This window comes from Myxococcus sp. MISCRS1 (assembly GCF_026626605.1).
Classification (GTDB): domain Bacteria; phylum Myxococcota; class Myxococcia; order Myxococcales; family Myxococcaceae; genus Myxococcus; species Myxococcus fulvus.
In genome coordinates this window covers 5,601,037-5,625,013 of the sequence record NZ_JAPNKB010000001.1, presented here as the reverse complement: position 1 = coordinate 5,625,013, position 23,977 = coordinate 5,601,037, and the positions used below count along the sequence as shown (strand labels likewise).

Annotated in this window: 19 protein-coding genes; 9 read left to right on the top strand and 10 right to left on the bottom strand. The window is 71.2% G+C overall.

Annotated elements, in window-relative coordinates:
- Nucleotides 1-18 precede the first annotated feature (18 nt).
- A complete protein-coding gene (locus OWM54_RS22275) occupies nt 19-618 on the top strand; it encodes a CDP-alcohol phosphatidyltransferase family protein (protein ID WP_267701159.1) in 600 nt (199 codons plus the stop codon).
- Here the strand turns inward: OWM54_RS22275 and OWM54_RS22270 are convergent, their stop codons facing one another.
- Together OWM54_RS22270 and OWM54_RS22265 are read right to left on the bottom strand one after the other, a co-directional pair.
- The gene (locus tag OWM54_RS22270; protein WP_255653685.1) at nt 619-747 is read right to left on the bottom strand and encodes a hypothetical protein; all 129 of its coding nucleotides are present in this window, start codon (nt 745-747) and stop codon (nt 619-621) included.
- A 162-nt stretch (nt 748-909) separates the two neighbouring features.
- Nucleotides 910-1,629 carry a hypothetical protein gene (locus OWM54_RS22265; RefSeq protein ID WP_267698765.1) on the bottom strand — a complete coding sequence of 240 codons (720 nt, stop codon included), beginning with the start codon at nt 1,627-1,629 and terminating at the stop codon, nt 910-912.
- A gap of 301 nt (nt 1,630-1,930) precedes the next feature.
- Here OWM54_RS22265 and OWM54_RS22260 point away from each other — a divergent pair, with 301 nt between their 5' ends.
- Together OWM54_RS22260 and OWM54_RS22255 are read left to right on the top strand one after the other, a co-directional pair.
- Nucleotides 1,931-3,121 (top strand): hypothetical protein, encoded by a 1,191-nt coding sequence (locus tag OWM54_RS22260; protein ID WP_267698764.1) that lies wholly within the window; start codon nt 1,931-1,933, stop codon nt 3,119-3,121.
- A gap of 155 nt (nt 3,122-3,276) precedes the next feature.
- Nucleotides 3,277-4,599, top strand: coding sequence for a DsbA family protein (locus OWM54_RS22255; protein WP_267698763.1), 1,323 nt, complete (start codon nt 3,277-3,279; stop codon nt 4,597-4,599).
- A 19-nt stretch (nt 4,600-4,618) separates the two neighbouring features.
- Here OWM54_RS22255 and OWM54_RS22250 read toward each other — a convergent pair whose 3' ends face one another.
- Nucleotides 4,619-5,833, bottom strand: a complete 1,215-nt coding sequence (locus OWM54_RS22250) for a murein transglycosylase A (RefSeq protein WP_267698762.1) — start codon at nt 5,831-5,833, stop codon at nt 4,619-4,621.
- Nucleotides 5,834-6,099: 266 nt separating this feature from the next.
- On the opposite strand from OWM54_RS22250, the gene OWM54_RS22245 reads away from it, so the two are divergent.
- The 3 genes from OWM54_RS22245 to OWM54_RS22235 all read left to right on the top strand — a co-directional run bounded on the left by OWM54_RS22245 (nt 6,100) and on the right by OWM54_RS22235 (nt 10,712).
- Nucleotides 6,100-6,456 carry a hypothetical protein gene (locus OWM54_RS22245; RefSeq protein ID WP_267698761.1) on the top strand — a complete coding sequence of 119 codons (357 nt, stop codon included), beginning with the start codon at nt 6,100-6,102 and terminating at the stop codon, nt 6,454-6,456.
- 508 nt (nt 6,457-6,964) lie between these two features.
- Nucleotides 6,965-9,523: a TonB-dependent receptor domain-containing protein gene (locus tag OWM54_RS22240; RefSeq protein ID WP_267698760.1), complete on the top strand. Its 2,559-nt coding sequence runs from the start codon at nt 6,965-6,967 to the stop codon at nt 9,521-9,523.
- A gap of 1 nt (nt 9,524) precedes the next feature.
- Nucleotides 9,525-10,712 carry a hypothetical protein gene (locus OWM54_RS22235; protein WP_267698759.1) on the top strand — a complete coding sequence of 396 codons (1,188 nt, stop codon included), beginning with the start codon at nt 9,525-9,527 and terminating at the stop codon, nt 10,710-10,712.
- Between the two features lie 27 nt (nt 10,713-10,739).
- Here the strand turns inward: OWM54_RS22235 and OWM54_RS22230 are convergent, their stop codons facing one another.
- From OWM54_RS22230 to OWM54_RS22215, 4 genes are all read right to left on the bottom strand, one after another.
- The gene (locus tag OWM54_RS22230; RefSeq protein ID WP_223750820.1) at nt 10,740-11,831 is read right to left on the bottom strand and encodes a 2-oxoglutarate and iron-dependent oxygenase domain-containing protein; all 1,092 of its coding nucleotides are present in this window, start codon (nt 11,829-11,831) and stop codon (nt 10,740-10,742) included.
- Nucleotides 11,832-11,928: 97 nt separating this feature from the next.
- Nucleotides 11,929-15,663: an ATP-binding protein gene (locus tag OWM54_RS22225; RefSeq protein ID WP_267698758.1), complete on the bottom strand. Its 3,735-nt coding sequence runs from the start codon at nt 15,661-15,663 to the stop codon at nt 11,929-11,931.
- Between the two features lie 218 nt (nt 15,664-15,881).
- Nucleotides 15,882-16,955, bottom strand: a complete 1,074-nt coding sequence (locus tag OWM54_RS22220; protein ID WP_141327383.1) for a virulence RhuM family protein — start codon at nt 16,953-16,955, stop codon at nt 15,882-15,884.
- Between the two features lie 99 nt (nt 16,956-17,054).
- Nucleotides 17,055-17,876, bottom strand: coding sequence for an SDR family oxidoreductase (locus tag OWM54_RS22215; protein ID WP_267698757.1), 822 nt, complete (start codon nt 17,874-17,876; stop codon nt 17,055-17,057).
- A gap of 121 nt (nt 17,877-17,997) precedes the next feature.
- On the opposite strand from OWM54_RS22215, the gene OWM54_RS22210 reads away from it, so the two are divergent.
- Entirely contained in the window at nt 17,998-18,981 is a 984-nt protein-coding gene (locus OWM54_RS22210; protein ID WP_267698756.1) for a protocatechuate 3,4-dioxygenase, read from the top strand.
- A gap of 24 nt (nt 18,982-19,005) precedes the next feature.
- Here the strand turns inward: OWM54_RS22210 and OWM54_RS22205 are convergent, their stop codons facing one another.
- The gene (locus OWM54_RS22205) at nt 19,006-19,896 is read right to left on the bottom strand and encodes a LysR family transcriptional regulator (RefSeq protein ID WP_267698755.1); all 891 of its coding nucleotides are present in this window, start codon (nt 19,894-19,896) and stop codon (nt 19,006-19,008) included.
- 65 nt (nt 19,897-19,961) lie between these two features.
- On the opposite strand from OWM54_RS22205, the gene OWM54_RS22200 reads away from it, so the two are divergent.
- Entirely contained in the window at nt 19,962-20,921 is a 960-nt protein-coding gene (locus OWM54_RS22200; RefSeq protein WP_267701158.1) for an MBL fold metallo-hydrolase, read from the top strand.
- A gap of 3 nt (nt 20,922-20,924) precedes the next feature.
- On the opposite strand, the gene OWM54_RS22195 is transcribed toward OWM54_RS22200, so the two are convergent.
- Nucleotides 20,925-21,935, bottom strand: coding sequence for an alpha/beta hydrolase family esterase (locus OWM54_RS22195; RefSeq protein ID WP_223785801.1), 1,011 nt, complete (start codon nt 21,933-21,935; stop codon nt 20,925-20,927).
- 28 nt (nt 21,936-21,963) lie between these two features.
- Nucleotides 21,964-22,791 (bottom strand): alpha/beta fold hydrolase, encoded by an 828-nt coding sequence (locus OWM54_RS22190; RefSeq protein ID WP_267698754.1) that lies wholly within the window; start codon nt 22,789-22,791, stop codon nt 21,964-21,966.
- A gap of 75 nt (nt 22,792-22,866) precedes the next feature.
- Here OWM54_RS22190 and OWM54_RS22185 point away from each other — a divergent pair, with 75 nt between their 5' ends.
- On the top strand, nt 22,867-23,511 hold the full coding sequence (locus OWM54_RS22185) for a TetR/AcrR family transcriptional regulator (RefSeq protein WP_223750813.1): 645 nt from the start codon (nt 22,867-22,869) through the stop codon (nt 23,509-23,511).
- The last annotated feature ends 466 nt before the right edge of the window (nt 23,512-23,977 follow it).

Below are 23,977 nucleotides of genomic sequence, written 5' to 3'. Positions count from 1 at the left end.
CACTACCTTTGCGAGAAGATGCGCCGCCAGGCGAGCCTCGTGCTGCTCAACATCCTGTCGCTGTCCCGGCTGCCCATGGCGGTGGCCTTCATCCTCGTGCCCGACGCGATGGTGCGGGCGACGCTCGTCGTGCTGGCGGCCCTGTCGGACTTCCTGGACGGATGGATTGCGCGCAACAAGGGGCTGGCCACGCGGCTGGGCGCGCTCATCGACCCGGTGGCCGACCGCGCCTTCATGGTGACGGCCATCCTCGTGTGCTACCTGGACGGGCTGGTGTCCCTGCCGGAGGTGCTGCTCCTGCTCGTGCGCGACATCGGCACCGCGGTGGGCTTCGTCGTCGCGCGAGGGGTGCCTGCCCTGCGGCGCGTGGAGCTCAAGGCGCGGATGCTCGGCAAGGTGGTCACCTCGCTGCAACTGCTCGCGCTGTTGTGCGTGCTGCTGTTCCCCCCGGCGGTGCGCCCGCTGGTGGCGCTCATCGCCCTGCTGTCGCTGGCGTCGGTGGTGGACTACACGCGCGCGGTGCTGCGAGCCCGGATGAAGCCTCGTGAGGCCTCGCGGCCTCCCGTGGGCGACGGGCATGGGACGCGGGGGACGCCCATGCCCACGGCTCGCAAGTAATCAGCCCGGGGGCGGCGGGGCGGAGTCCTCCGACTCCGCGAGCCCCAGGATTTGGGCGCGCTCGGAAGCCACCGCGGCGCGCTCACCCTCGCTCATCTCCGACCAGACGTCGTCCAGGTCGTCCAGCAAGGCATCTTCCTCGGGCGAGCCACCTTCCGGATGTCGCGCTCGCACATTCGAGACTTTGCGCAGGAGTGCGCGGTATCGGTCAAAGGCCGTCATGACGGGAACCTCCCTTCGTGCGACGACGAGACTGGGAGCGGACGACTGACGCGAGCGGACCTCGCGCCCTCAGTCCTCGGGGTCCTCCTTCCGCACCACCGAGATTTCTATCGTCTCGTGTCGGCCCACCATGTCCACCACCGCGTAGACGCGGTCTCCCGGGTCCAGGTCCCGCACGCCGATGCTCCGACCCTCCCGCAGCACGCGCGTCCTGGGGCCTACCTCCAGCGTCAGCGCCTCACCGGAGTCCTGTCCGATGACGACCTCCGGCGGCGCCACCGAGCGCACCACGCCCGAGTACGTGGCCTTCACCACCGCGGTCCCCACCGGCGCCGGCAAGGTCGTCCCCGCCGGCGGGACATCGCGCGCCGTCCCCGTGCCGTCCTCCGGGCGTGGCTGGGTGCCCGAGCCGCCCGTGCCTTGTGCTTGAGCGTCCGTGCCCTGTGCCTGGGTGCCCGTGTCTTGCGCCTGAGCGTCCGTGCCCTGTGCCTGGGTATCCGTGCCTTGTGCCTGGGCGTCCGTGCCGCGCGGCGCTCCCGCGTCCACCTGGGCCCGCAGCCTGGAGACCTCCTGGCGCAGTTGGCGCACCTCCGCGCGCAGCCCCGAGATGCTGTTCCACAGCTCGGACACCTCGCCCGCCGAGGGCGCTGCCTGACGCGAGGGCGCCGCCACCGCCGAGGTCGTCTTCGGGGCCTCGTTCGACTGCGCGTTCGCCGTGCAACCCCCGCCGCACAACAGGACGCAGAAGCCCGCGACCGCCACCGCCATCCCAGCCGCTCTATGACGCATGGTCACGGCCTCCCTTCGTCCTTGGAAGATGGGGCCTGCCCACCCATGGACAACCAGCGACAGGGCAGGCCGGCGCACGGGGAGCAAGCCGCCGGGAGCGCGCCCCTTCGGCACCAGGCCCGGCAACACACCTGCCTGCCGCCGCGAATCGGGCGATAGTGCGGCCCCACCCCGGCTCCGGAGCACGGCCATCACGACGAAATCCCCCGAGGAGACGCCCACCCAACCCGGGTTTCGTGTTCCGAACTGGCCCCCGCCCGCCAACGCCCTGAGCGCACCCGCGCCGGAGCTGCTCGCGCCGGTGACGGGGGTCCCCGCCGGCACACCGCTCCAGCAGAACCGGTTCATCACCGAGGGCTACACGCGCCTGGCGCGCACGCTCCAGGAGCTGGTGGACCCGGAGTTCCATCCGACGCACGGCAGCCAGGCCACACCCGGTTGGTTCGCCTTCGCCATCCATGCCTCGCACGAGGCCGGCAAGGGCATGCTCGGCGCGGCCATCGCCCGGCGCATCATCGACCTCGCGCAGGGCGAGCCCCTCCCCAGCCCCGCCCGGACCTATGACCGCATGGGCCTCACGGGCACCGCGCGGAAGGGCGCGGAGCAGCTCTCCGAGGCGCTCGGTGGACATGGCCTGCCCCAGGACGCGGCCACCGCGCTCGGCGCGCTCGCGGGGGCCATGAACCTGGAGCCGCTCGGGGACCCGCGCACGCTCTGGGCCACCGCGCATCGCTTCGCGCGGCTGTTCTTCCAGGCCCCGGGAATCCTGCCGCTCGACAAGGCGGAGTCGCTCGCCATCACCCTGGAGCGCATGCTCAACGAGGGCAACGTCGCCATCTTCACCGACATCGGCGGCGCGGCCCTGCGCTACCTCGACTGGAGACCCGACACGGGCGGCGTCACCCCCGAGCGCGTGCTGAGCGACTTCACCCTCGCGGGCGCGAAGCCCGACGAGTCCCAGCACGCCTTCACCGTCCTGCAGGGCCTCACCCACGAGAAGCCCGCCCCCTCCGACTTCGCGCGCCGCTTCCCGGGCATGTCCGCCATGAGCCTCGTGGTGGCCGGCTTCGCGCTGCTGGAGCGCGCCCGACAGTGCCCCGGCCCCGCCGCGCGGGATGCGCTCATCCAGGTCGCCAACAACTGCTTCGCCTGGCGCGAGCAGGCCGACGCCGTGCAACCCGCATTCACGCCTCCCGAGCGGCTCCCCGGTGAAATCTCCCGCGCGGACCTCACCCTGGCGATGACACCGCTGCTGCGCCTGGAGCTGGGCACGGTGACGTGGAACTTCGCCGACTACGCGGCCACGCAGCGAGACCGCGACTCCAACCCGCTCACCTCGAAGCCCACCGAGTACAACTGGGCCCTGCTCGCGGACCGCTGGCCCGCCATCCTCACCGCCTTCGAGCTGGGCTACCGCCACCCCTCGGCGCTCTGGACGCTTCCCGCGCCCTTCACCTCCGGGGACGACGAGGTCCGCCGTCGGCTCGGCTGACGCGGCGGCGGCCCGCTCCGGCGCGCGTCGGAAATGCGCGCTGAAACTTCCCGCGCCCTCGCCGCACTGAAGGGACGCCGGGCCACACGCGCCCGGCCCCTCGGTGGCTCGGGCCGACCGCGCCCGGGGTGTGTCTTCATTCCGGGAGTCGCGTCGTGCACAAAGCATCCGTGTGGGTGAGCCTCGTCGTGGGGCTCGTGTTGGGGTTCGTGGGAGGACGCACTTTCGCGCCCGTGCCCGCCAAGGTCGCGGAAGCTCCGCGCGCGCCGTCCGCGGCCGCGGCCCCGCCCTCCGCCCGGCAGCGGCCTCCCATCTCGCCCGTCGTCTACAAGGTCCCCGTGGAGGGCTCGCTCGTCCAGGGCTCCGAGTCCGCGCTCGTCACGCTGGTGGAGTTCTCCGACTACGAGTGCCCCTTCTGCTCGCGCGGCCACGGCACCGTGAAGCAGCTCCAGCAGCGCTACGGCGACAAGCTGCGCCTGGTGATGAAGCACCTCCCGCTGGACCGCCACCCGCGCGCCCGGCCCGCCGCCCTCGCCGCGCTGGCCGCCGGGGAGCAGGGCAGGTTCTGGGAGTTCCACGACGTCCTCTTCTCCAATCCGCGCGCGCAGCAGGAGGAGGACCTGGAGCGCTATGCGAAGGAGCTGAAGTTGGATGTGGAGCGCTGGAAGAAGGACCGCGCGGACCCGAAGCTCGCCGAGCGCGTGCGCCGCGACGAGAACCTGGCCCGCCTGGTCGGCGCCACCGGCACCCCGGCCTTCTTCGTCAACGGGCGCTTCATCAACGGCGCGCAGCCGGTGGAGGTCTTCACCGGCGTCATCGACGAGGAGCTGGCGAAGGCGGAGGCGCTGGTGAAGGGCGGCGTGCCGCGCGCGGAGGTCTATGCGCGCACCATCGAGCGCGGCGTGGACCGCCCGCCCGCGCCGCCCGCGCCCGCGGAGGGGGCTCGCCAGCAGGTGGAGGTGGGCAAGGCGCCGTCGCGCGGTCCCGCCAACGCGCCCGTCACGCTGGTGGCGTGGTCGGACTTCGAGTGCCCGTTCTGCTCGCGCGCCGTGCCCACGCTCAAGACGCTGGAGAAGGAGTACGAGGGCAAGCTGCGCGTGGCCTTCAAGCACCAGCCGCTGCCCAACCACCCGAACGCGAAGCTCGCGGCCGCGGCGTCCCTGGCGGCACATGAGCAGGGGAAGTTCTGGGAGTTCCACGACCTGCTCTTCGCCAACCAGCGCCAGCTCGGGCGACCCGCGCTGGAGGGCTACGCGAAGCAGCTGGGGTTGGATGTGGCGCGCTTCAACCAGGCGCTCGACTCCGGGAAGTTCGACGCGGTCATCGCCGAGGACTCGCGCGAGGGCACGCGCGTGGGCGCCGGGGGGACGCCCACGTTCTTCATCAACGGCCGGCCCATCCTCGGCGCGGTGCCGGTGGACCAGTTCCGCCGCGTCATCGACGAGGAGCTGAAGAAGGCCGGCGTGGCCACCCGCTAGCGCGCCTGCGTGCCCCGCGTCACCGCGCCGTCACGGCGGGGGCGCGGGGCTTGGGCACCAGGAAGAGCAGCCGGCCCTTCTGCTTCATCATGCCGGCGGCGAGCTCCGCCTGGGAGCCTCGGCCCCAGAAGACATCCACGCGGCCCGCGCCCCGGATGGCGCCGCCCGTGTCCTGGTTGAAGACGAAGCGCGACAACGGCCGCCACTGCACCGAGCCGTCCGCCATCCGCACCGGATGGTCCGTGTGGATGAAGGCGAGGCCCCCCTTCGGGAACAGGCGCGCGTCGGTGGCGATGGAGCGCCCCGGCGTCACCTCGCGCCCCAGTGAGCCCACCGCCGCGCCCGGCAGGAAGCGGAAGAAGACATAGGACTCGTTGTAGTCGAGCACGCGCTCGCGCTCGCTCGGGTTCGCCGCGAGCCACGCGCGCAGGGCCTGCATGGACATCTGCTCGCGAGGGATGGCGCCTTCCTGGATGAGCAGCGCGCCGATGCTGCGGTACGGGCGGCCGTTCGACGCGGCGTAGCCCACGCGTCGCTCGGTGCCGTCGATGAGGCGCAGCGTGCCGCTGCCCTGAACCTCCATGAAGAACAGCGACACCGGGTCCTTCACCCACGCGAGCTCCAGCTTGCGCTCGCCCAGCTTCCCTCCGCGAATCTCGGCGCGGTTCCAGTAGGGGACGACGCGCCTGCCCTCGAGCCGGCCGAAGACGCGCTCGGAGGCGAAGCGCTCCGCGAAGGGCTCCAGCGGGACTTCGATGAGGTCGTCCGGCGCGGAGAGCACGGGGATGCGGTACTCGGCCGTGGGCGCGAGGCTCGCCTCGATGACCGGCTCGTAATAGCCGGTGAAGAGCACCGTGCCGTCCTCGCCGCCCGCGGACTCCAGCAGCTCGAAGTCCTCCATCACCGCCTTGGACACGTCGAGCGAGGACATGCCGTCGGTCAGCCGCGCGCGCAGCCGCTCCAGCGCGGAGACCAGCTCGCCGGCCGTCACCTCGCGAGGCCCGTAGACGAAGCGGTGGTCCACGGGCCGGGTCCGCAGCCAGCTGAGGCTCTGGTCCAACGCCACGCGCAGCGACGCCGGGTCCGCGTCGTCCATGAGCGCCACGTTGGAGGCGAGCTCGGCGACCAGCGCATCTTGCGGACGCGTGACAGGGGGACGGGGCGCACGCGCGCACGCGGCGCAGACGAGCAGCAGGCACAGCAACCCAAGGCGACGAGAGGACCGGGTGGGCATCACCCCTCGTACCTACTCCAGCCCGTGCACGGGCGACACTTCCGGAGAGCGCCGTGCCGGGAAGCCACGGGCCGCCGACGACACGTCCCAGCCCTCAGCGACGGGGGAGCCCTCACGCCCGGACCCGCGCCACGCACCGGGCCCGCAAGCCGTCCACCCCGGCACGCAGGCGAGCAGCCCCTGGCGTCACCGCGCGAGCATCGCCCCCATCCTTTCCGCACACGTCGGGCGCGGCCATGCCGGCCATGCCCTCGGGAGGATTCATCGTGAACGCAAGGAAAGTGGCGAGGGTGCTCGGATGGGTGAGCATCGGACTGGGTTTGAGTGAGCTGGTGGCGCCCGGCGCGCTGGCCCGCTTCCTCGGCGTACGACGAGGCACCGGACTGCTGCGCGCCTATGGCCTGCGCGAAATCGCGGCGGGCGTCGGCATCCTGACCCGCGCCAATCCCACGCCGTGGGTCTGGGCACGCGTGGGAGGAGACCTGCTGGACCTCGCGAGCCTCGGCCCGGCGGTGAAGCACAGCCCTCGCAAGGAGAACGTCGCGGGCGCCGTCGCCTTCGTCCTCGGCGCCACCGCCGTGGATGCCTGGTGCGCCCGACGACTCAGCGCCTCGAACGTCTGACTCGAACGCCTCACCGCCCCGTGAGCCGCGCTCCGGGGCGGTGTCGTCTCCGCGTCCCGCGCCATCGCGACGCAGCTCCGCGTCGAGGTCCAGCACGGAGGTCCGCCGTCGTGCAGCGCCTCGCGCCCTGCGAACCTCATGCGCGGGCTCGACCTCTCTTCTTGCGGACCGGAGCCGTGAGTCGCCGTCCCAGGTGGGCGATGAGACTCCGACGACCGTCGTCTTTCCGGCAGGGCCTCCCTCCCCGGAGACAGCGGCTCCTTGCCCGGGGAAGCGACAGAGCTGCTGTCCCCGGGCCCAGCATCGCGCTCGGGCGGCGCACCGACACGGCGCCGTGGTGGGTGAATCGGAACCTCCTCACACCCGGCAACGACCTGAATCCCGAAGTGCCCGCGTATGGAAGGATTGTCTCCCCTCCCCCGCGATGACACGCCTCGGCCTCCTCTTCCTGCTGCTCCTGGGTGCCCTCCCGGCACGGGCCTCGTCTGCCGACGAGCCCTCGGCCCTCGTGGCTCCCACCCTCGCCCAGGACGCCCCCGCGCGCTTGCCCGAGGGCCAGGTCCTGGACGCGCCTGTCTCCGTGGAGCTGGAGCTGACCCTCGACGAGGCCGGCGAGGTCGTCGAGGCCCGCGTCGTCGGTGAGCCGCCGGTTGCGCTCGCCCGCGCCGCGCTGCACGCCGCGCCCCGCCTGCGCTTCCACCCCGCCACCTCGCAGGGCCAGCCCGTCGCCGTTCGCGTCCCCTTCGCCTACCGCTTCGAGCCCCCTCCCGTGGAGGACACCCGCGCGGTGCTCACCGGCCGCGTGCGCGCGAAGGGCAGCCGCAAGCCGCTCGCCGGCGCCATCATCCGCACCCACACGGCGACGGTCGAAGCCGACGCCCAGGGCCTGTTCCGACTGGAGCTCCCTCCCGGCGAGCACGCGCTGAAAGTCACCTCGCCGGGCCACCGCCTGCTGTACCTCACCGAGACAGTCGAAGCCCGACAGCGGCTGGAGGTGCTCTACACGCTGGAGCCCCTCGCGGTGAACCCCTACGAGACGGTGGTGCGCGCGGACCGGCCGCGCACCGAGGTCTCCCGCGTCACGCTGCACGAGCAGGAGCTGCGCGAGGTCCCCGGCACCATGGGCGACCCGTTCCGCGTGGTGATGCTGATGCCCGGCGTGACGACGCTCGCCTCCGGGCTCTCCTATCCCGTCGTGCGCGGCGTGCAGCCCGCCGCCAGCGCCTTCTTCGTCGACGGCGTGCGCGTGCCCTTCCTCTACCACCTCATGCTCGGCAACGCGGTGGTGTACCCGGACCTCGTCGAGTCCCTCGACTTCCAGGTCGGTGTCCCCTCCGCGCGCTACGGCAGCCTGCTGGGCGGCGCGGTGGACGCGCACGTGAGCCGGCCTCGCGAAGAGGGCCTCCACGGCAGCGCGTACGCGGACCTCATCCAGGCCGGCGCCTTCCTGGAGGTGCCCATCCCCGAGACGGGCACCACCGTCGCCGCCGCCGCGCGCGTCAGCTACACGGGCCTGGTCATCACCCGCATCGTCAACGCCGTCAACGCGCCCTCCTCGTACACCGCCAGCGACGGCACCGTGTACCGCGACGCCGGCGAGCCCAAGGTCTACGCGGACTACTGGGACTATCAGGCCCGCGTGGAGCAGCGCGTGGGCCAAGGACAGCTCCGCCTCCTCGCGCTGGGCACGTCGGACGCGGTGGGCCTCACCGCGCGCGAGCCGGAGACGGGCGACTCGGGCGGCGTGGGTCTGCTGTTCCATCGCCTGGACCTGCGAGGCCGTCACCCCCTCGCGGGAGGCGAGGCCGAGGTGGGCCTGACGCTCGGGTATGACCGGCTCGGCCTCGCCTACAGCAAGGGCCTCCGTCAGCCGGGCTCCTACGAACTGTCGCAGGGCAGCGTGGCCCTGCGCGCGGGCTACACGCGGGAGCTCTCGGCGGACCTGAAGCTGGAGCTCTTCAGCCACGCGGAGCGCCGCGATGCGAGCATGCTGGCCATCGGCCGGTTCCGGCCCGTGGGGCCCTTCGACGGGAAGGACGCGTACTCGCGCCCCGGCATCCTGGGCACCTTCGCGGGCGTGGGCACGCAGCTGACGTACACGCCCTCCGCGCGCTGGGTGCTGGTGCCGGGCCTGCGGCTCGACAGCTACCACGGCTTCGGAGACCGCACGCGGCTGGCGCTGGAGCCCCGGCTCGCCGTGCGGCACGCGCTCACGGAGGGCCTCACGCTGAAGGCCGGCGCGGGCCTGTATCACCAGCCCGCCACCGTGCTGCTGCCGGTGCCCGCGGGCGAGATGCTCGCGCTCGAACGCGGCCTCCAGCGCGCGGCGCAGTTCTCGCTCGGCGCGGAGTGGCGCCCCCTCAACGGCTGGGAGGTGACGGCGGAGGGCTACTTCAACCCGCTCCTGCGCACGCTGGAGTTCAACTTCGAGGACGTGCTGAGCAACCTGCGCCGCCGGGGCCTCGAGGCCGAGGACGTGGAGCGCCACGGCCACAGCTACGGCCTGGAGCTGATGGTGCGTCGTCCCCTGGGCCGCCGCTGGTTCGGCTGGCTCACGTATGGCTTCAACCAGAGCAAGCGCTTCGAGCGCTACGCGAAGGTGGGCCCGAATGGCGAGGAGCTCGGCATGGCCGAAGGCTATCTGCCCTACACCTTCGAGCAGGCGCACTCCGTCAACGCCGCGCTCAGCTACCGCTTCGACTTCGTCACCCTGGGCGCGGTGGCGCACTTCAACACCGGCCGTCCGGAGACGGGCCAGTTCGGCTACCGCACCATGCGCGAGGGCGTGGACGCGGACGGCGAGCCCGAGTGGAAGCCCGTGGGCCGGGGCGCGGTGGACCGGCTGCCCTCGTTCTTCCGGCTCGACTTCCGCGCCTCGCGCACCCTCGTCTTCGATTCGTTCCTGCTCGACGTGTACCTGGATGTCTTCAACGTCACCGCGCGCAGCGAGGTGCTCACGCGGGACTACGGCTACGAGGGTGAGGACGGCCAGCCCGTGCGCCTGAAGCGCAAGGACTTCGGCATCCCGGTGATTCTGCCCACGCTCGGCGCCAAGGGGACCTTCTGACATGCACCTGCGTCACGCCCTGCCCCTCGTCCTCCTCACCTCCGGCTGCGCGCTGGAGCCGGAGACCCCCGTCTTCCTCTCCGGTACCGTGCTGGAGACCGACGGCACGCCCTGGCGCGGCGGCCCGCTGACGCTGATGCGCCCGCGCAAGCTCCCGGGCCCCAGGCCGCTCCCGGGCGAGCCTCCCACCGGCCAACCCACGCTGGCCTACGAGCCGTGGGCCCAGGTGACGCCGGACGCGGATGGCCTGTTCCTGCACGAGCTGTCCGCGCGAGACACCGGCGCGGACCTGCTGGAGCGCCCCACCCCCTGGGCCAGCCTCAAGAACTTCCAGCTCCACCTGCCCCCCGTGGACGGCGCGCGGGACTTCCTGGCCCTCCACTTCGTGCTGGACGTGGACGTGCCGCCCCTGCGCCGCTGGGACAGCCGCGTCCAATCCCATCCAGACGCCGCCGGCGTGAAGCTGTCCTGGGTGGACGTGCCCGCGCTGGCGGACATCCCCTCGCACACCTACGCGGTGCAGGCCCGCGGTGAGTGGGGCGTGGTGTGGACCCAGGACACGCGCTCCGGCGAGGCCTTCCTGGGACCGGAGATGCTGGAGGACTTCGCGCCGCCCTTCGCGTACGTGCAGGCCCGCGCGCGGGGACAGCGCTCGTGGATCCAGAGCTCGCTCGAATACACGGACGTGCACGAGGCGCCCCCGGTGCCGCTGCCCTTCACCGGCGCCGTCCCCGTCAGCCGGGGACAGCCCTGTGAGACGGACGCCGTGGTGGACCCGTGCCCCTTCACCGACGGGAAGCTCGAATCGAAGCGGGTGCCCATCTCGCGCTTCGGCTCACTGGAGGATGAGCTCGTCTTCCGGCTGCGCGAGCCCACCCGCCCGCGACGGGTGCTGATTCGGGGCCACACCGGCACGCGCCCCCAGGAGGTCTTCCACGTGGAGGGCTCGCTGGAGGGCGGAGCCTGGGTGGCGCTGGGCCAGAGCGCCCCGGCGCCGGAGCTGGGAGACGCGCCCTACACGGATGACGTCAACACGCAGTTCTCGTTCGAGCGGGACGTGGACATCCCCCTGGCCGGGGGCGCGCCGCTCGTGGACAAGGTGCGGGTGTACTCGCTCGGCACCGTCCCGGGGCTGCCCACGCCGTCCCGCGGCTACTTCACCCAGCTGCGCGAGGTGTCCGTCTTCTGAAGAAGCGACACCCCGCGCGAGCGGGGCTCACGCGTAGGGGTTGTAGAACCGCGCGAAGGTGGCGCGCGCGAAGTCGCCGAAGGTCATCCCCGGCTGGAAGGCGCCCACGCGGACCTCGGCGGGGTCCGTGCCCTCGGGCGGCCGCAGGTGCTCCTCGTTGTCGGGCTGCATGAAGACGGCGAACGTGGAGCGGGAGATGTTGCGGCTCGCCGGGTGGGCCAGCGCCTGCACCGCGTGCGGCGTGGAGCGCAGCAGTCCCCCCGTCACGATTTGCGCGCTCTCGCCAATCTGGAACGCCAGACAGTCCTTGGGGATGACGACCTTTCGCTCCTCGCCGGAGCGCGTGCGCACGTAGAGGCCCGCGTCCGGGTCCGGCACCGGGATGTCCTGGCGCGTGGGCTCCGGGGCGCCGGGCTCCGCGTCGAAGTACATGGCGGGGCACAGCGCCGTCAGCGAGCCGTGGTCGCTGTGCCAGCCGCACCACGAGTCGCGCGTGCGCGGCGTCGCGTCCTCGTTGATGGCGAAGTAGTAGAGCAGCCGCGCCTTGCACGCGCGCGACTCGCGGATGGTGCGCGTAAGGCTCGCGTCCGGGGACAGCCGCTCGCCCAGCTTCGCCTTCACGTAGCGGTCGCACTGCGCGGCCACCAGCAGCCCCACGTCCACCATCTTCCGTCCCAGCGACTGGAAGGCGGGGCGCAGCGCGGGGAAGTCCGCGTCCGGCCACACGTTGGGCAGGTAGTTCTCCGGGTACTTCTCCACCAGCGCCGGCGCCACCGCGGGCGCGTCGTACTGGGGATTGTTGTAGTAGGAGCCCTTGAACTCGTCGAACTGGCCGGGCTTGAGGACCTCCTTGCCGTGGCTCCAGCCGAACGAGTAGCTGCTGCGCTCGTGGACGTAGCGGTCCTTCACCTCGTTGGGGAGCGCGGCGAAGCGGAAGCCCAGCGGCAACAGGCCCTGGCGCAGCTCCACCAGCCCCGGAATCCCCCGGACGATGAGCAGGCCGATGCCATCCGGGCCATACGCGCGGGCGATGTCCGCGGACAGGTCCGCGCCCTCCACCAGCTTCGCGTAATCGAGTACCACCACCGCGTCCTTCGCTGCCGCCACGTCGCTGCTCATCCCGAACGCCTCGTCTGTTCTCCCCGGGCCCCACCCCCCAAAGCCATCCGGAGGCCCACAGCATAGCGCAGCCGCCATGCCGTGGATTCCCCGTCCGTCAGGAGACGGGCCCCAGGCGCTTGAGCAGCGAGCCCAGGGTGTTGAAGTCGATGGGCTTCACCAGGTGCGCGTCGAAGCCGGCTTCCTTTGAGCGCAACCGGTCCGACTCCTGGCCGTAGCCCGTCACCGCCACCAGCTGGAGCCCGCCGTCGGGCCGCTGGGTGCGCAGGTGCTTCGCCAGCTCGTAGCCGTCCATCACGGGCAGGCCGATGTCGAGCAGCGCCAGCTCCGGGCGGAACGTGGGCGCCACCTGGAGCGCGCTGGGGCCGTCGTAGGTGACGCGCGTCTCGCAGCCCAGCATGTCCAGGGCCTCGGCCAGCACGTCCGCCGCGTCGCGGTTGTCGTCGACAATCAGCACCCGGTGCGGCATCGGGACCGCCTCCCGCGGCGAGGCCGCCTCATCCGTGGCCACCGTCGCCGAGGCCTCCACTCCCGCCTCGAGCGCGGGCAGCCGCACCGTGAAGGTGCTGCCCTGGCCCCGCCCCTCGCTGTCCGCGTGGAGGGTGCCGCCGTGCTGGGCCGCCAGGCTCCGGGCGATGGCGAGCCCCAGGCCCAGGCCGCCCTGCGAGCGGTCCAGCTCCTGACGCTCCTGGAAGAAGAGGTCGAAGATGCGCGGCAGCATCTCCGCGCTGATGCCCGTGCCGTTGTCGCGCACCCGCACCACCAGCGCGTCCCCCTCGCGCGCGCCCTGGACGGTGATGCGTCCCCCGGGCTCGGTGTACTTCGCCGCGTTCGTGAGCAGGTTGGAGAACACCTGCGCCAGCCGCGTCGCGTCCGCGTCCAATGGCAGGCCCTGGCGCGCCACCTCCACCGTCAGGTGATGGCCGCGCTGCTCCAACAAGGGACTGGCCAGCTCGATGGACTTCGCCACCACCTCCGCCAGCTCCACGCGCTCGCGCCGCAGCACGACCTTGCCCCGCGTGACGCGGGACACGTCGAGCAGGTCATCCACCAGCCGCACCAGGTGGTGCACCTGCCGCTCGATGACGGTGCGCTCGCGCTCCACGGCCTCGCCGCCGCGCAGCCGGAGCAGTTGGAGCGCGGTGAGGATGGGGGCCAGCGGGTTTCTCAACTCGTGGCCGAGCATCGCCAGGAACTCGTCCTTCGCGCGGCTGGCGGACTCCGCCTCGCGCCGGGCGTTGGACAGGTCCGTCACGTCGAAGGCCACCACCACGATGGAGTCCACCTGACCGGCGTCATCCAGCATGGGCTGGTAGACCAGGTCGAAGAACCGCTCCTGCGGAGGCCCGCCCTCGCCGGAGATGATGGTCGCCCGCAGGGAGCGCCCGATGTACGGCTCGCCGGTGCGGTAGGCGTTGTCGAGCAGCTCGAAGATGCCCTGGCCGGCCAGCTCGGGGAGCGCCTGGGCGATGGGCACGCCCACCACGGACCGGTTGGCGATGAGCCGCAGGTAGCCCGCGTTGACGAACTCGTAGACGTGCTGGGGGCCGCGCAGGATGGCGATGCCCACGGGGGCGAACTGGAAGACGCGCGTGAGCATCCTCCCGTGCGCCTCCTGGATGGCCTGCAGGCGCGCCTTGGTCAGCTGCGTCTCCACGCGCGCCATCAGCTCGCGCGCGGAGAAGGGCTTCACCAGGTAGTCGTCGGCGCCGGCGCGCAGTCCCTCGATGCGGGCCTCCTCGCCCGCGCGCGCGGAGAGGATGGTGACGGGCACGTGGCGCGTGCGCTCATCGGCGTGCAGCTCGCGCAGGAGCCCGAAGCCATCCAGCCCCGGCATCATCACGTCCGTGAGCACCAGGTCGGGAGGACGCGCGCGCGCGGACTCGAGCGCCGCGAGACCATCCGCCACCGTCTCCACCTCCCAGTAACGGGACAGGAGGGACCTCAGGTACTCGCGCATGTCCGCGTTGTCGTCGGCCAGCAGGATGCGCGCGGAGCCGGGGCGCTTGTCCTCCGGAGGCACCTCGGTGCCCACCTCGAGCGACTCCACCTCCAGGCCCCCCGGCAGCCAGCGCAGCGCCTCGTTCACGAAGGGCGCGGCGCCCAGGGCGGTGGAGGCCCGCGTGTCGCGAGCGCCCAGGTGCTCCTGGGGCAGATGGGCGGTGCCCGCGGGGATGCGCAGGGTGAAGGTGGTGCCCTGGCCCTCGGTGCTCGCCACCGACAGCGAGCCGCCGTGCAGCCGGACCAGCTCGTGCACCAGCGCCAGGCCGATGCCGGAGCCCTCGTGCGTGCGCGCGCGGGCGCCCTGCACGCGGTGGAAGCGGTCGAAGATGCGCGGCAGCTCCTGCTCCGGGATGCCGATGCCCGTGTCGGAGACCTGGAGCTGGACCTGGCCGTCCACCCAGCGCTGGGAGATGGCGATGCGGCCCTCGAAGGTGAACTTCAGCGCGTTGGAGAGCAGGTTGAGGACAATCTTCTCCCACATGTCCTGGTCGACGTGGATGGCCTCGGGCAGCGGGGCGCAGTCGATGTCGAAGCCCAGCCCCGCGCGCTCCAGCGCGGAGTGGAACGCGCTGGCCAGGCCCGCGGTGAGGGCGGCCAGGTCCACCGGCTCGTAGCGGGCCTGGATGCGGCCGGCCTCCAGGCGGGAGAAGTCGAGCAGCGAGTTGACCAGCTTCAAGAGGCGCTGCGCGTTGCGGTGGACGGTCTCCAGTCCCTCGCCGGACAGCGCGCGCGCCGACGACGCCAGCGCGTCCTCGGTGGGGCCGAGCATCAGCGTCAGCGGGGTGCGGAACTCGTGGCTGACGTTGTTGAAGAAGGCCGTCTTGGCGCGGTCGATGGCGGCCAGGGCCTCGGCGCGCTGGCGCTCCTCTTCGTACGCGCGCGCGTTGGCGATGGCCGTCACCACCGGGTCCGCGACCAGCCGGAAGAGGGCCAGGTAGCGCTCGTCCAGCGTGCGTCGGGGGCTGACGCCGGCGACGAGGAAGCCATACGGATGCGCCAGCCCCGAGCGCGACAGCGGCAGCACCACGGCGCGCGAGGGCGGGCTCCCCCAGCGTCCACCGGGGAGCGCGCCGAAGCGCGAGCGCAGGTCATCGACGAGCACCTCGTGGCCGGTGTGCGCGGCCTGCGCGAAGGGCCAGGCCTCGGGCGCGTCCGGCGTGGGGTGGAACGGGCACGACTCCGGCATCGCGGGGCCCGCGTAGCCCCCCAGCCCGCTGGAGCCCACGCAGCGCACCTGGGTGGCGTCGTCGTCGAGCAGGTACAGGAGGGTGAAGGGCAGGTCCTCGCCGTAGGCGGAGAAGATGCGCGCGGCCGTCTGGCAGGCCTCCTCGGCCGTCTTCGCGGAGGCGGAGCTGGTGGCCAGCTCGCCGAGCAGCTTGAGCTGGCGGTTGTCCTGGACCTGCTCGGTGGTCTCCTGGACGGTGACGAGCACGCCGCCGACGCCGCCGCCCTCGTCGTAGACGGGGCTATACGAGAAGGTGTGGAACGTCTCCTCGACGAAGCCGCGGCTGTTGATGAAGAGCTGGAGGTGTTCGCTCCAGGTGGCGGGGCCGCCCTGTCGCACGCCCTCCGCCATGGGACCGATGACGTCCCAGATCTCCTGCCACATGACGGACGCCGGGGCGCCGAGCGAGGCGGGGTGTTTCATGCCCAGCACGGGGCGGTAGCCGTCGTTGTAGATTTGAAGGAGCTGAGGGCCCCACCACAGGAGCATGGGGAAGCGGTTGCCCAGCACGACGCCGACCATGGTGCGCAGGCTGGTGGGCCAGCCCTCGAGAGGGCCCAGGGGGGTCTGGGACCAGTCCTTGGAGCGAACCAGGTCCGCCATCTCGCCACCTCCGCCAAGGTGGCCTTCCAGGAATGCCGCGGCGCGCTTCGGGGGGGAGTCCTGCTCGGACATCAGTGCTCGGAGGAAAAATGGAAGTGGCCTGCGCTTCTAGTGTCACGTCCACAAGCGTGCAATCAGTGACGCTGGAATGCTCTGCTCCCCAACACTTCACAGGTAAGTCGTCTTCCCCCCCAGGCGAACGGGCTCGCCGGCGTGGCTCAAGGCTTCTTCCCGCGCCCCCGGCTCCGCCCCTCGAGTTGCCGGGTGGTCTCGACGGCGCGGTCGAAGTCCGAGTTCGGGAGGCTCGCCTCCAGCTTGCGTCCCGCTTCGCGGTAGCGGTCGAACTCGGCCTCCGCATGGGCCGTCGCCAGCTCGTGGCTGATACCTCCCGCATGAGACAGGACGTCTCGCTCGTTGAACTGCAGGAAGCCATCCAGCTTCGTCACCCACTCCCGCATCGTCATCGGCCGTCGTCTCCTGGCCTGGTCCTCCGCGTAGTCCAGGTACATGGTGACGACACGACTCAGCTCCCGGAGCTCCTCCTCCGAGAGGTAGTTCTTCGCCACCGTGACGTCTGACTTCCGGATGGGCCCGCTCGGAGCGTTCTTCCAGGTCGCGAGCCCCATGTTGGGCTGACTCGCATCGGCGCGCTCGTGAATCAGCTCGGCCGCCGTGTGTCCGTGGATGGCCCAGTGCAGCTTGTTCTGCACCGTCGCATAGAAGGTCTGCGTGACCTCGGCCTGGACGTCGTAGTCGACGCTGCACTGCGCATAGATGTCGGTGAGCTTCTGGTAGAAGCGCCGCTCCGATGCGCGAATCTCGCGGATCCGCTCCAGCAGCTCGTCGAAGTAGTCCTCGCCTGGCTGCGATGTCGACTGGAGCCGAGCGTCATCGAGGACGAAGCCCTTGACCAGGTACTCGTCCAACAGGGCCGTGGCCCACTGACGGAAGCGTGTCCCCTGCGTGGAGCGGACGCGGTAGCCCACCGCGATGATGGCTGGCAGGCAGTAGTGGTCCACCCATCGCGTGACTTCTCGGGAACCCTCGATTTGAACTATCCGGAATTTCCGGAGGGTTGCCGTCGGGTCGAGTTCTCCCTCCTCGTGGATGTTCTGGAGGTGCTCGTTGATGGTCCGCACATCCTTGCCGAACAGCTCGGCAAGCTGCTTCTGGGTCAGCCAGACCGTGCCCTCGAAGAGCCGGACGTGGACCTTCGAAGCACCGTCGTCACCGACATAGACCAGGAACTCACCGGCTCCATCCCCGGACTGCCCGGAGTCACCCTTACCCATCCTCCACACCCTCCTCGCCGTTGGCGCCATGTCGAAGCCCGAGGTGGATACACGGTCCATGCCACGACATGCACATGGACCGTCGCCCTACGCCCGGCCTCAGATGAAGTAATCGGGGAACAGGTCCTCGCCGGGCACGGATTGATACTTGTCGAAGTTCGTCACGCCGTCGGCGCGCAGGACGTCCTCGTCGATGCAGAAGTTGCCCGTGAAGCTGCGGCTGGGCTTGGTGAGGATGGCGTACGCGGCGTCCGCCATGATGTCCGGCGTGCGGCTGCCCTTGATGGTGTCCTCGCCGCCCAACAGGTTCTGCACCGCCGCCGTCGCGATGACCGTGCGCGGCCAGAGGGCGTTGACCGCGATGCCGTCGTCACGCAGCTCCTCCGCCATGCCCAGCACGCACATGCTCATGCCGAACTTCGCCATCGTGTACGCCACGTGCGGCGCGAACCACCGCGCCTCCATGTTCAACGGCGGCGAGTTGTTCAGGATGTGCGGATTGCTCGAGCGCTTCAGATGCGGGATGCACGCCTTCGAGCACACGAACGTCCCACGCGTGTTGATGCTGTGCATCAGGTCATAGCGCTTCATCGGCGTGTCCACCGTGCCCGTCAGGTGGATGGCGCTCGCGTTGTTCACCAGCACGTCGATACCGCCGAACGTCTCCACCGCCTTCGCCACCGCGGCCACGACCTGGTCCTCCTCACGGATGTCCACCGCGAGGGGGAGCGCCCGACCGCCCGCCTTCTCAATCTCCTCCGCCGCCGTGAAGATGGTGCCCGGCAGCTTGGGGTGCGGCTCCGTCGTCTTCGCGGCGATGATGATGTTCGCCCCGTCCCGAGCCGCACGCAGCGCAATCGCCTTGCCGATGCCCCGGCTGGCCCCGGTGATGAACAGCGTCTTCCCCTTGAGTGTCGTCATGCGCGCGTCTCCGTGGGTGGCACGTAAGGTCTGCTTAAGAACTCCCTGGGTATAGCGATTCTCGAGCCCGAGGACACGGGCTGTTCGGGCCGGACCCATCGACCCCCAAAGAGGACTCGCGATGAGCAACCAGGACACCAAGACCCTCACCTCGGCCATCATGAGCCGCCGCAAGGTGCTGCGCGGCATGGGCCTGACGCTGGCGGCGATACCGCTGGTGCAGGTGCTCGCCTGCGGCCCCGAGGACTCACCCTCCTCCGGAGGCGACGCCGACTCGGGCTCCACCCCGGACGGAGGCACCGGCGCCACCGCCTGGGCCACCGGCGGCACCGCCGCCATGTCGGGCACCTACGCCGACCCCTTCACCGACGAGTCAGGCACCCCCTGCGCCCTCACCTGCGCAGCCACCCTGGGCCCCTGCTACGCACAGACCCTGGTCCGCAAGGACATCAGCGAGGGCCACGACGGCCTGCCCGTGCGGCTCGCCTTCCGCATCCTCGACGACCAGTGCCGCCCCATCCAGGGCGCCTCCGTCGACATCTGGCACGCCGCCCCGGAAGGGCTCTACTCCGGCGAGGACGCCAGCTCCTTCTGCACCTCCGATGACCCGTCCGCCACCAGCGCCCGCTGGTTCCGCGGCGTGCAGGTCACGGACGCGGACGGCCGCTGCGACTTCGACACCTGCTTCCCCGGTTGGTACAGCAGCCGCACCGTCCACATCCACTTCACCGTGCGCCTCGGCGAGGCGGAGTACGTGACGTCACAGCTCTTCTTCGACGACGCGCTCAACGACGACATCATCAACCACCAGCCGCTCTACGACACGCGCGGCCCCCGCGACACGACCAACGCCAACGACAACGTGGTGTCCGCCGAGTCCGTGAACGACTACCTCTTCCAGACCGCGCGCCAGGACGACGGCGCCCTGCTCGCGTGGAAGACGCTCATCATCCGCTCCTCGCTCGACACCGCGCAGTGCCAGATTCCCGGAGGCAACGGTGGCGGCGGAGGCCCGCCTCCGGGCGGCGACGGTGGCATGGGTCCGCCCCCGGGCTGGGATGGCGGCATGGGACCTCCGCCGGGCATGGATGGCGGCGCCCCGTAATCACCTCGACGAGCGCGCGAGGCGTCAGCGCTTCCTCGCGCGCTCCAGCTCCTGCACCAGCAGCTCCGACACGCGGCGCACCCGGGGGATGTCCAGCGCCGACTTCGCGCAGATGAGATGCAGCTCGCTCTTCGCGTAGGGGCCCAGGTCGATGTCCAGCTCCACCAGGTTGCGCTCGCGCCGCGTGCTGAACCGGTGCGGGACGTGCCCGCACACCGTGGCGCCCACGCCCGCCTCCACCGCCGACAGCAGCACCAGGTAGTTGTCCGAGGTGAAGGCGGGCGAGAAGTTCGGGATGATGGACTCCAGCTGCGGATTGGGCGGCACGGCCTCGTACGGCGGCGCCCACGCCACCCACGGCAGTTGCTGGAGCGTGGGGCGCCGGGGCAGCTTCTCCTTGAGCGCGCGCGAGACGAGCACCGCGTTGTGCACCTCCAGCGTGAACAGGCACGTGAGGTCCGCGTTGCGCGTGCACTGGGTGCGCAGCGCCAGGTCCGCCTCGCCGCGTCCCAGGTCCGCGTACTGGATGGTGGACTGCACCTCCAGCCGCAGCCCCGGGTGCTTGCCCGCCACGTGGCTCGCGAAGGGCGCCAGGAAGTCGAAGCTGAGGAAGGGGCTCGCCGTCACGCGCACCAGGCCCCTGGGTGACGAGTCGCTCGACTCCGCCGCGCGCTGCAGCTCCCCGGCCCACTCCGCCATCTTCCGCGCCGGCATCACCAGCCGCTCACCCGCCGCCGTCAGCGCCGCGCCCTCCACGCCGCGCCGGAACAGCTTGGCGCCCACCGCGTACTCCAGCGCCGCCAGCCTCCGGCTCACCGTGGGCTGACCCACGCGCAGCCGCTTCGCCGCCGCGCTGAAGCTGCCCGTCTCCGCGATGGCCAGGAACAGCCGCGCGTCCTCCCAGGAGATATCCATGAGTGCATGGCTTCATACCAGAATCACCATTTTCCATGCATGAGCGCATCGCTACCTTGGCCCCCATGAAGAACGCCAAGCGCATCCTCCTCGTCGCAGTCGCCGTCCTGTTCGTCGCGGCAACCACCCTGGTCCTCGTGGGCGCGGCGACCACCTCCCACCCCCACCAGCGCTCCACGCTCGGCGCGGCGCGGCCCTCGGCGGACCTCCTCGCGCTCCTGAGCGAGCCCGGCCCGGTGGAGCTGGAGTCCATCGCCTCGGCGGACTGGGCCGTGGACCGCGGCGGCCTCGTCAACCTGGGCCACCCCACCGCGAAGTCCGCGGGCCTGGTCGACGGCGACGAGCCCATCCAGGTCTTCTTCCACGCGCTGCGCCACCCGACGAAGGGGCTCTACATCGTCGACACCGGCGTGGAGAACGCGCTGCGTGACGCGCCGGAGCAGGCGGCCCTGCGCGGCCTGCTCGCCGACGCCATGAAGGTGAAGGAGAAGATGCAGGTGAAGCAGCCGCTGGGCGCGTGGCTCGCGAAGCAGCCCGGGCCGCTCTCGGGCGTGTTCCTCACGCACCTGCACCTGGACCACCTCACCGGCATGGCCGACGTGCCCGCGGGCACGCCCGTCTACGCAGGGCCGGGCGAGACGACGACGCGCGCGTTCCTCAACGTCCTGACCCAGTCCATCGCGGACCGCGCGCTGTCGGGCAAGGCCGCCGTGTCCGAGTGGACGTACACGCCCGACACGGAAGGCCCCTTCGACGGCGCGGTGGACATCTTCGGCGACGGCTCCGTGTGGGCGCTCTGGGTGCCGGGCCACACGCCGGGCAGCACCGCGTACCTGGTGCGCTCCACCAAGGGCCCCGTGCTGCTGGTGGGCGACGCCAGCCACACCCGCTGGGGCTGGGAGCACGACGTGGAGCCGGGCACCTTCACCGCCGACGCGGCGCGCGGCCGCCAGAGCTTCGAGAAGCTGCGCGCCTTCGCCCAGGCACACCCCGAGGTGGCGGTGCGCCTGGGTCACCAGCACTGACGCCTACGGCACGTCGAGCGCGTGCTGCTTGAAGAAGTCCCACATCAACGTCGTGGCGTCGGGACCGGCGGGGTCCGCGAAGGGATAGCGTGAATCCCCTCCGGGCCAGGCGTGGTCCATGCCGCGGACCTCCAGCTTCTGTCCCACGAGCTCACCGCCGTAGACGTAGTTCTTCACCGTGTAGTCGCGGCCCCCGGCGGCGCGGAAGGTGGCGGTGCTCGTGGGCGTGCCGCGGACGCTGTCGTTGGCCACGCCGTCGTCGCCGTAGTCGCTGGTCTGCAGGAACTGCTTCATCGCCTGCTCGCCGTTGAGCGGGTTGACGACGCTGTCCTCGGTACCGTGCATGACCAGCACCGGCACCGTGCGTCGCGGCCGGCCCGAGCACGTCCACGCGTCCTTGCCCCGGTCATCCGGCGAGTAGATGCTGCCGAAGAGCATGGCGAAGGCGGTGCCGGACACCGTGGTGGCCGCCTTGTACATGGCGCCCGCGCCCACCATGCCCGCGGCGAACACGTCCGAGTAGCAGGCCATCAGCGTGCCCGTCAGCACGCCGCCCGCGGAGACGCCGCCCACGTACACGCGGCGCGCGTCGACCGAGTACTGCTGCTTCATCGCCTCCACCATGCCGACGATGAGCGCCGGCTCGCCCTTGCCGCGCTCCATGTTGGTGCCGAGCATGAAGTTCCAACACTGCGTGGCGTTCACGAACATCGCCTGGTTCGGATACAGGACGAGGAAGCCCTCCGCGTCCGCCTTCTCGTTGAGGCGCGTGAGGCCCGCGAACTGGTCCGGGTTCTGGAGACAGCCATGCAGCGCCACCAGGAGCGGCCTGGGCGTCCCGGGTTGATACCCGGTGGGCACCCAGAGCTGATAGCCCCGCGCGCCCGAGGAGCCCACGTGGATGCCATGCACCCACGAGCCGGCGTGGGCGGGGGCCCCCACGCCGAGCGTCACCACCACCGAGAGCAGCCACAGCGACCGCGAGAGTGCGCCACCACGTCGAAGCATCGACATCGTCCAGCCTCCTGTTTGGGGAGCTCGCTCAAGGCCCGGCGCGAACGCCAGGCGTGGCACCGGCGACGGCGCCATCGACCTCGCGGAGGAAGACCTCCACCGCGTCACACAGCGCCTCGGGCTGGTCCAGCGGCGCGGCATGCCCGGAGTCCGCCAGCACCGTCAGGCGCGCGTCCGGCAGCAGCTCGACATACGCCTGCTTCGAGGCCAGGGGCGTGTAGTCGCGCTCGGAGTGCACCACCAGCACCGGGCAGGTGATGTCCTTCAGCCGAGCCATCACACTCCACCCCACGAGCCCGCGCGTGGCGCGCAGGTAGGCATCCGGCGCGTTGGCGGAGAACGCGGCGATGGCTCGCTGACGCAGCGACTCCTGCTCCGGCTTGGGGAACAGCTTGGGCGCCAGCACCCTGGCCAGCCCCGCGGGCCCGAGCAGCCGCAGCAAGGTCAGCCGCAGCGCGAACTCGAACTTGCGACGCAGCGTGCGGGCCACCAGCTCCGGCCCGCTGTTCACGATGACCAGGCTGCGCACCAGGTCCGGCCGGTCCACCGCGAGCTGGAAGCCCATCATCCCGCCCATCGACAGCCCCACCACATGGACCTTCTTCAGCCCCAACGCGTCGCACAGCGCCGCGACGTCGCGGGCGAACAGTGGCACTCCGTACGTCCCAGGGGGCTTCCCGCTCGTCCCATGCCCCCGTGCATCTGGCACCAGCAGTCGGTAATTCCCTGACAACCTCGGTGTCACCAGCTCCCAGTCCGCGCCCGAGGAGCCAAGGCCGTGAAGCAGCAAGACCGGAATGCCGTGCCCAGACTCTTCGTAGTGAAGAGACGAATCCGCGAGCTGAAGCGTGGACATCCAGAACTCCTGGCGCGAAATAACAGCAGTTCCCCACACCCTAGCTGAATGAACGTTCGTTCATCAACCACTGACATGAGCCCACCGACCCGCTCGCGGCTTCGCGCCCATCCGGCGAGCCTTCCGCCTTCCGCTCCGTCGGACGGCACCCGTCGTCGCATCCTGGAAACCGCGCTCCAGCTCTTCGCCAGCCGCGGCTATCACGACACTTCCATCCGAGACCTGGCCAAGGTGCTGGAGTTGCAGCCGAGTGCGCTGTACGCGCACTTCTCCTCCAAGGAGCACGTGCTCGCGGAGCTGGTGCGCATCGGCCACGAGGCCCACCACGACGCGCTGCAGGCCGCGCTGAAGAGCTCCGGCCCGGAGCCGGCCGAGCAGGTACGGGCGCTGGTGCGAGCCCACACCCGGACCCACGCCCTGCACCCGCAGCTGGCGGTGGTGGTCAACGAGGAGCTGTATGCGTTGACGCCGGAGCTGGCCGAGCCCGCGGTGCTGCTGCGGGACAAGTCCGCCGCGCTGCTCGCGGAGGTCATTGAGCGGGGCGTGGCGCAGCGGAGCTTCTCTCCGCCGCATCCGCGCGTCGCGGCGGCGGCCATCTCCGCGATGGGCGTGCGGCTGCCCTACTGGTACGAGCCCGGGAGCGCGCTCGACGTGGACACGCTCGCGGACCTGCACGCGGAGCTGGCGCTGCGCATGCTGGGAGGCAGTGCGGCGTCGTGAGCTGAGCGCGGGGTGGTTCGCGGCCTCCACCCGTGAGCGTGCCGCTGCCCTCGATGGTACGGGGCGCGCACGCGGAGAAGCCCGCCTGAACGGAGTCAGGCGGGCCGTGACTTCACTCCGACGCGCGTGACAGCACACCTCTCGCGCGGACACGGTTTCACTCCACCCGATGCGGCCTGGCTTGCCTCGAGCAGACCCGGTCGAACTCGCCGCTCCCATGGCTCCCAGGTGAGGACGGCACGGGACGAGCTGTCCTTGCGAGCACAGCGCCGGGTCCGCATCCGCCAGACGGTCATGAGGAGCTTCACCTCCGCGCGTCGCGGAGCCACTCACGGAGTCGAGCCGGTCCAGTCGCCTCCGCACAGCCCTCGCGGATGCCCCAGACACACGGGACAGCCACCCACGGAGTCGACACAGCCCGGGCGCGACCCGCGAATCACTCACACCGAGGGACACCGGACGGCTT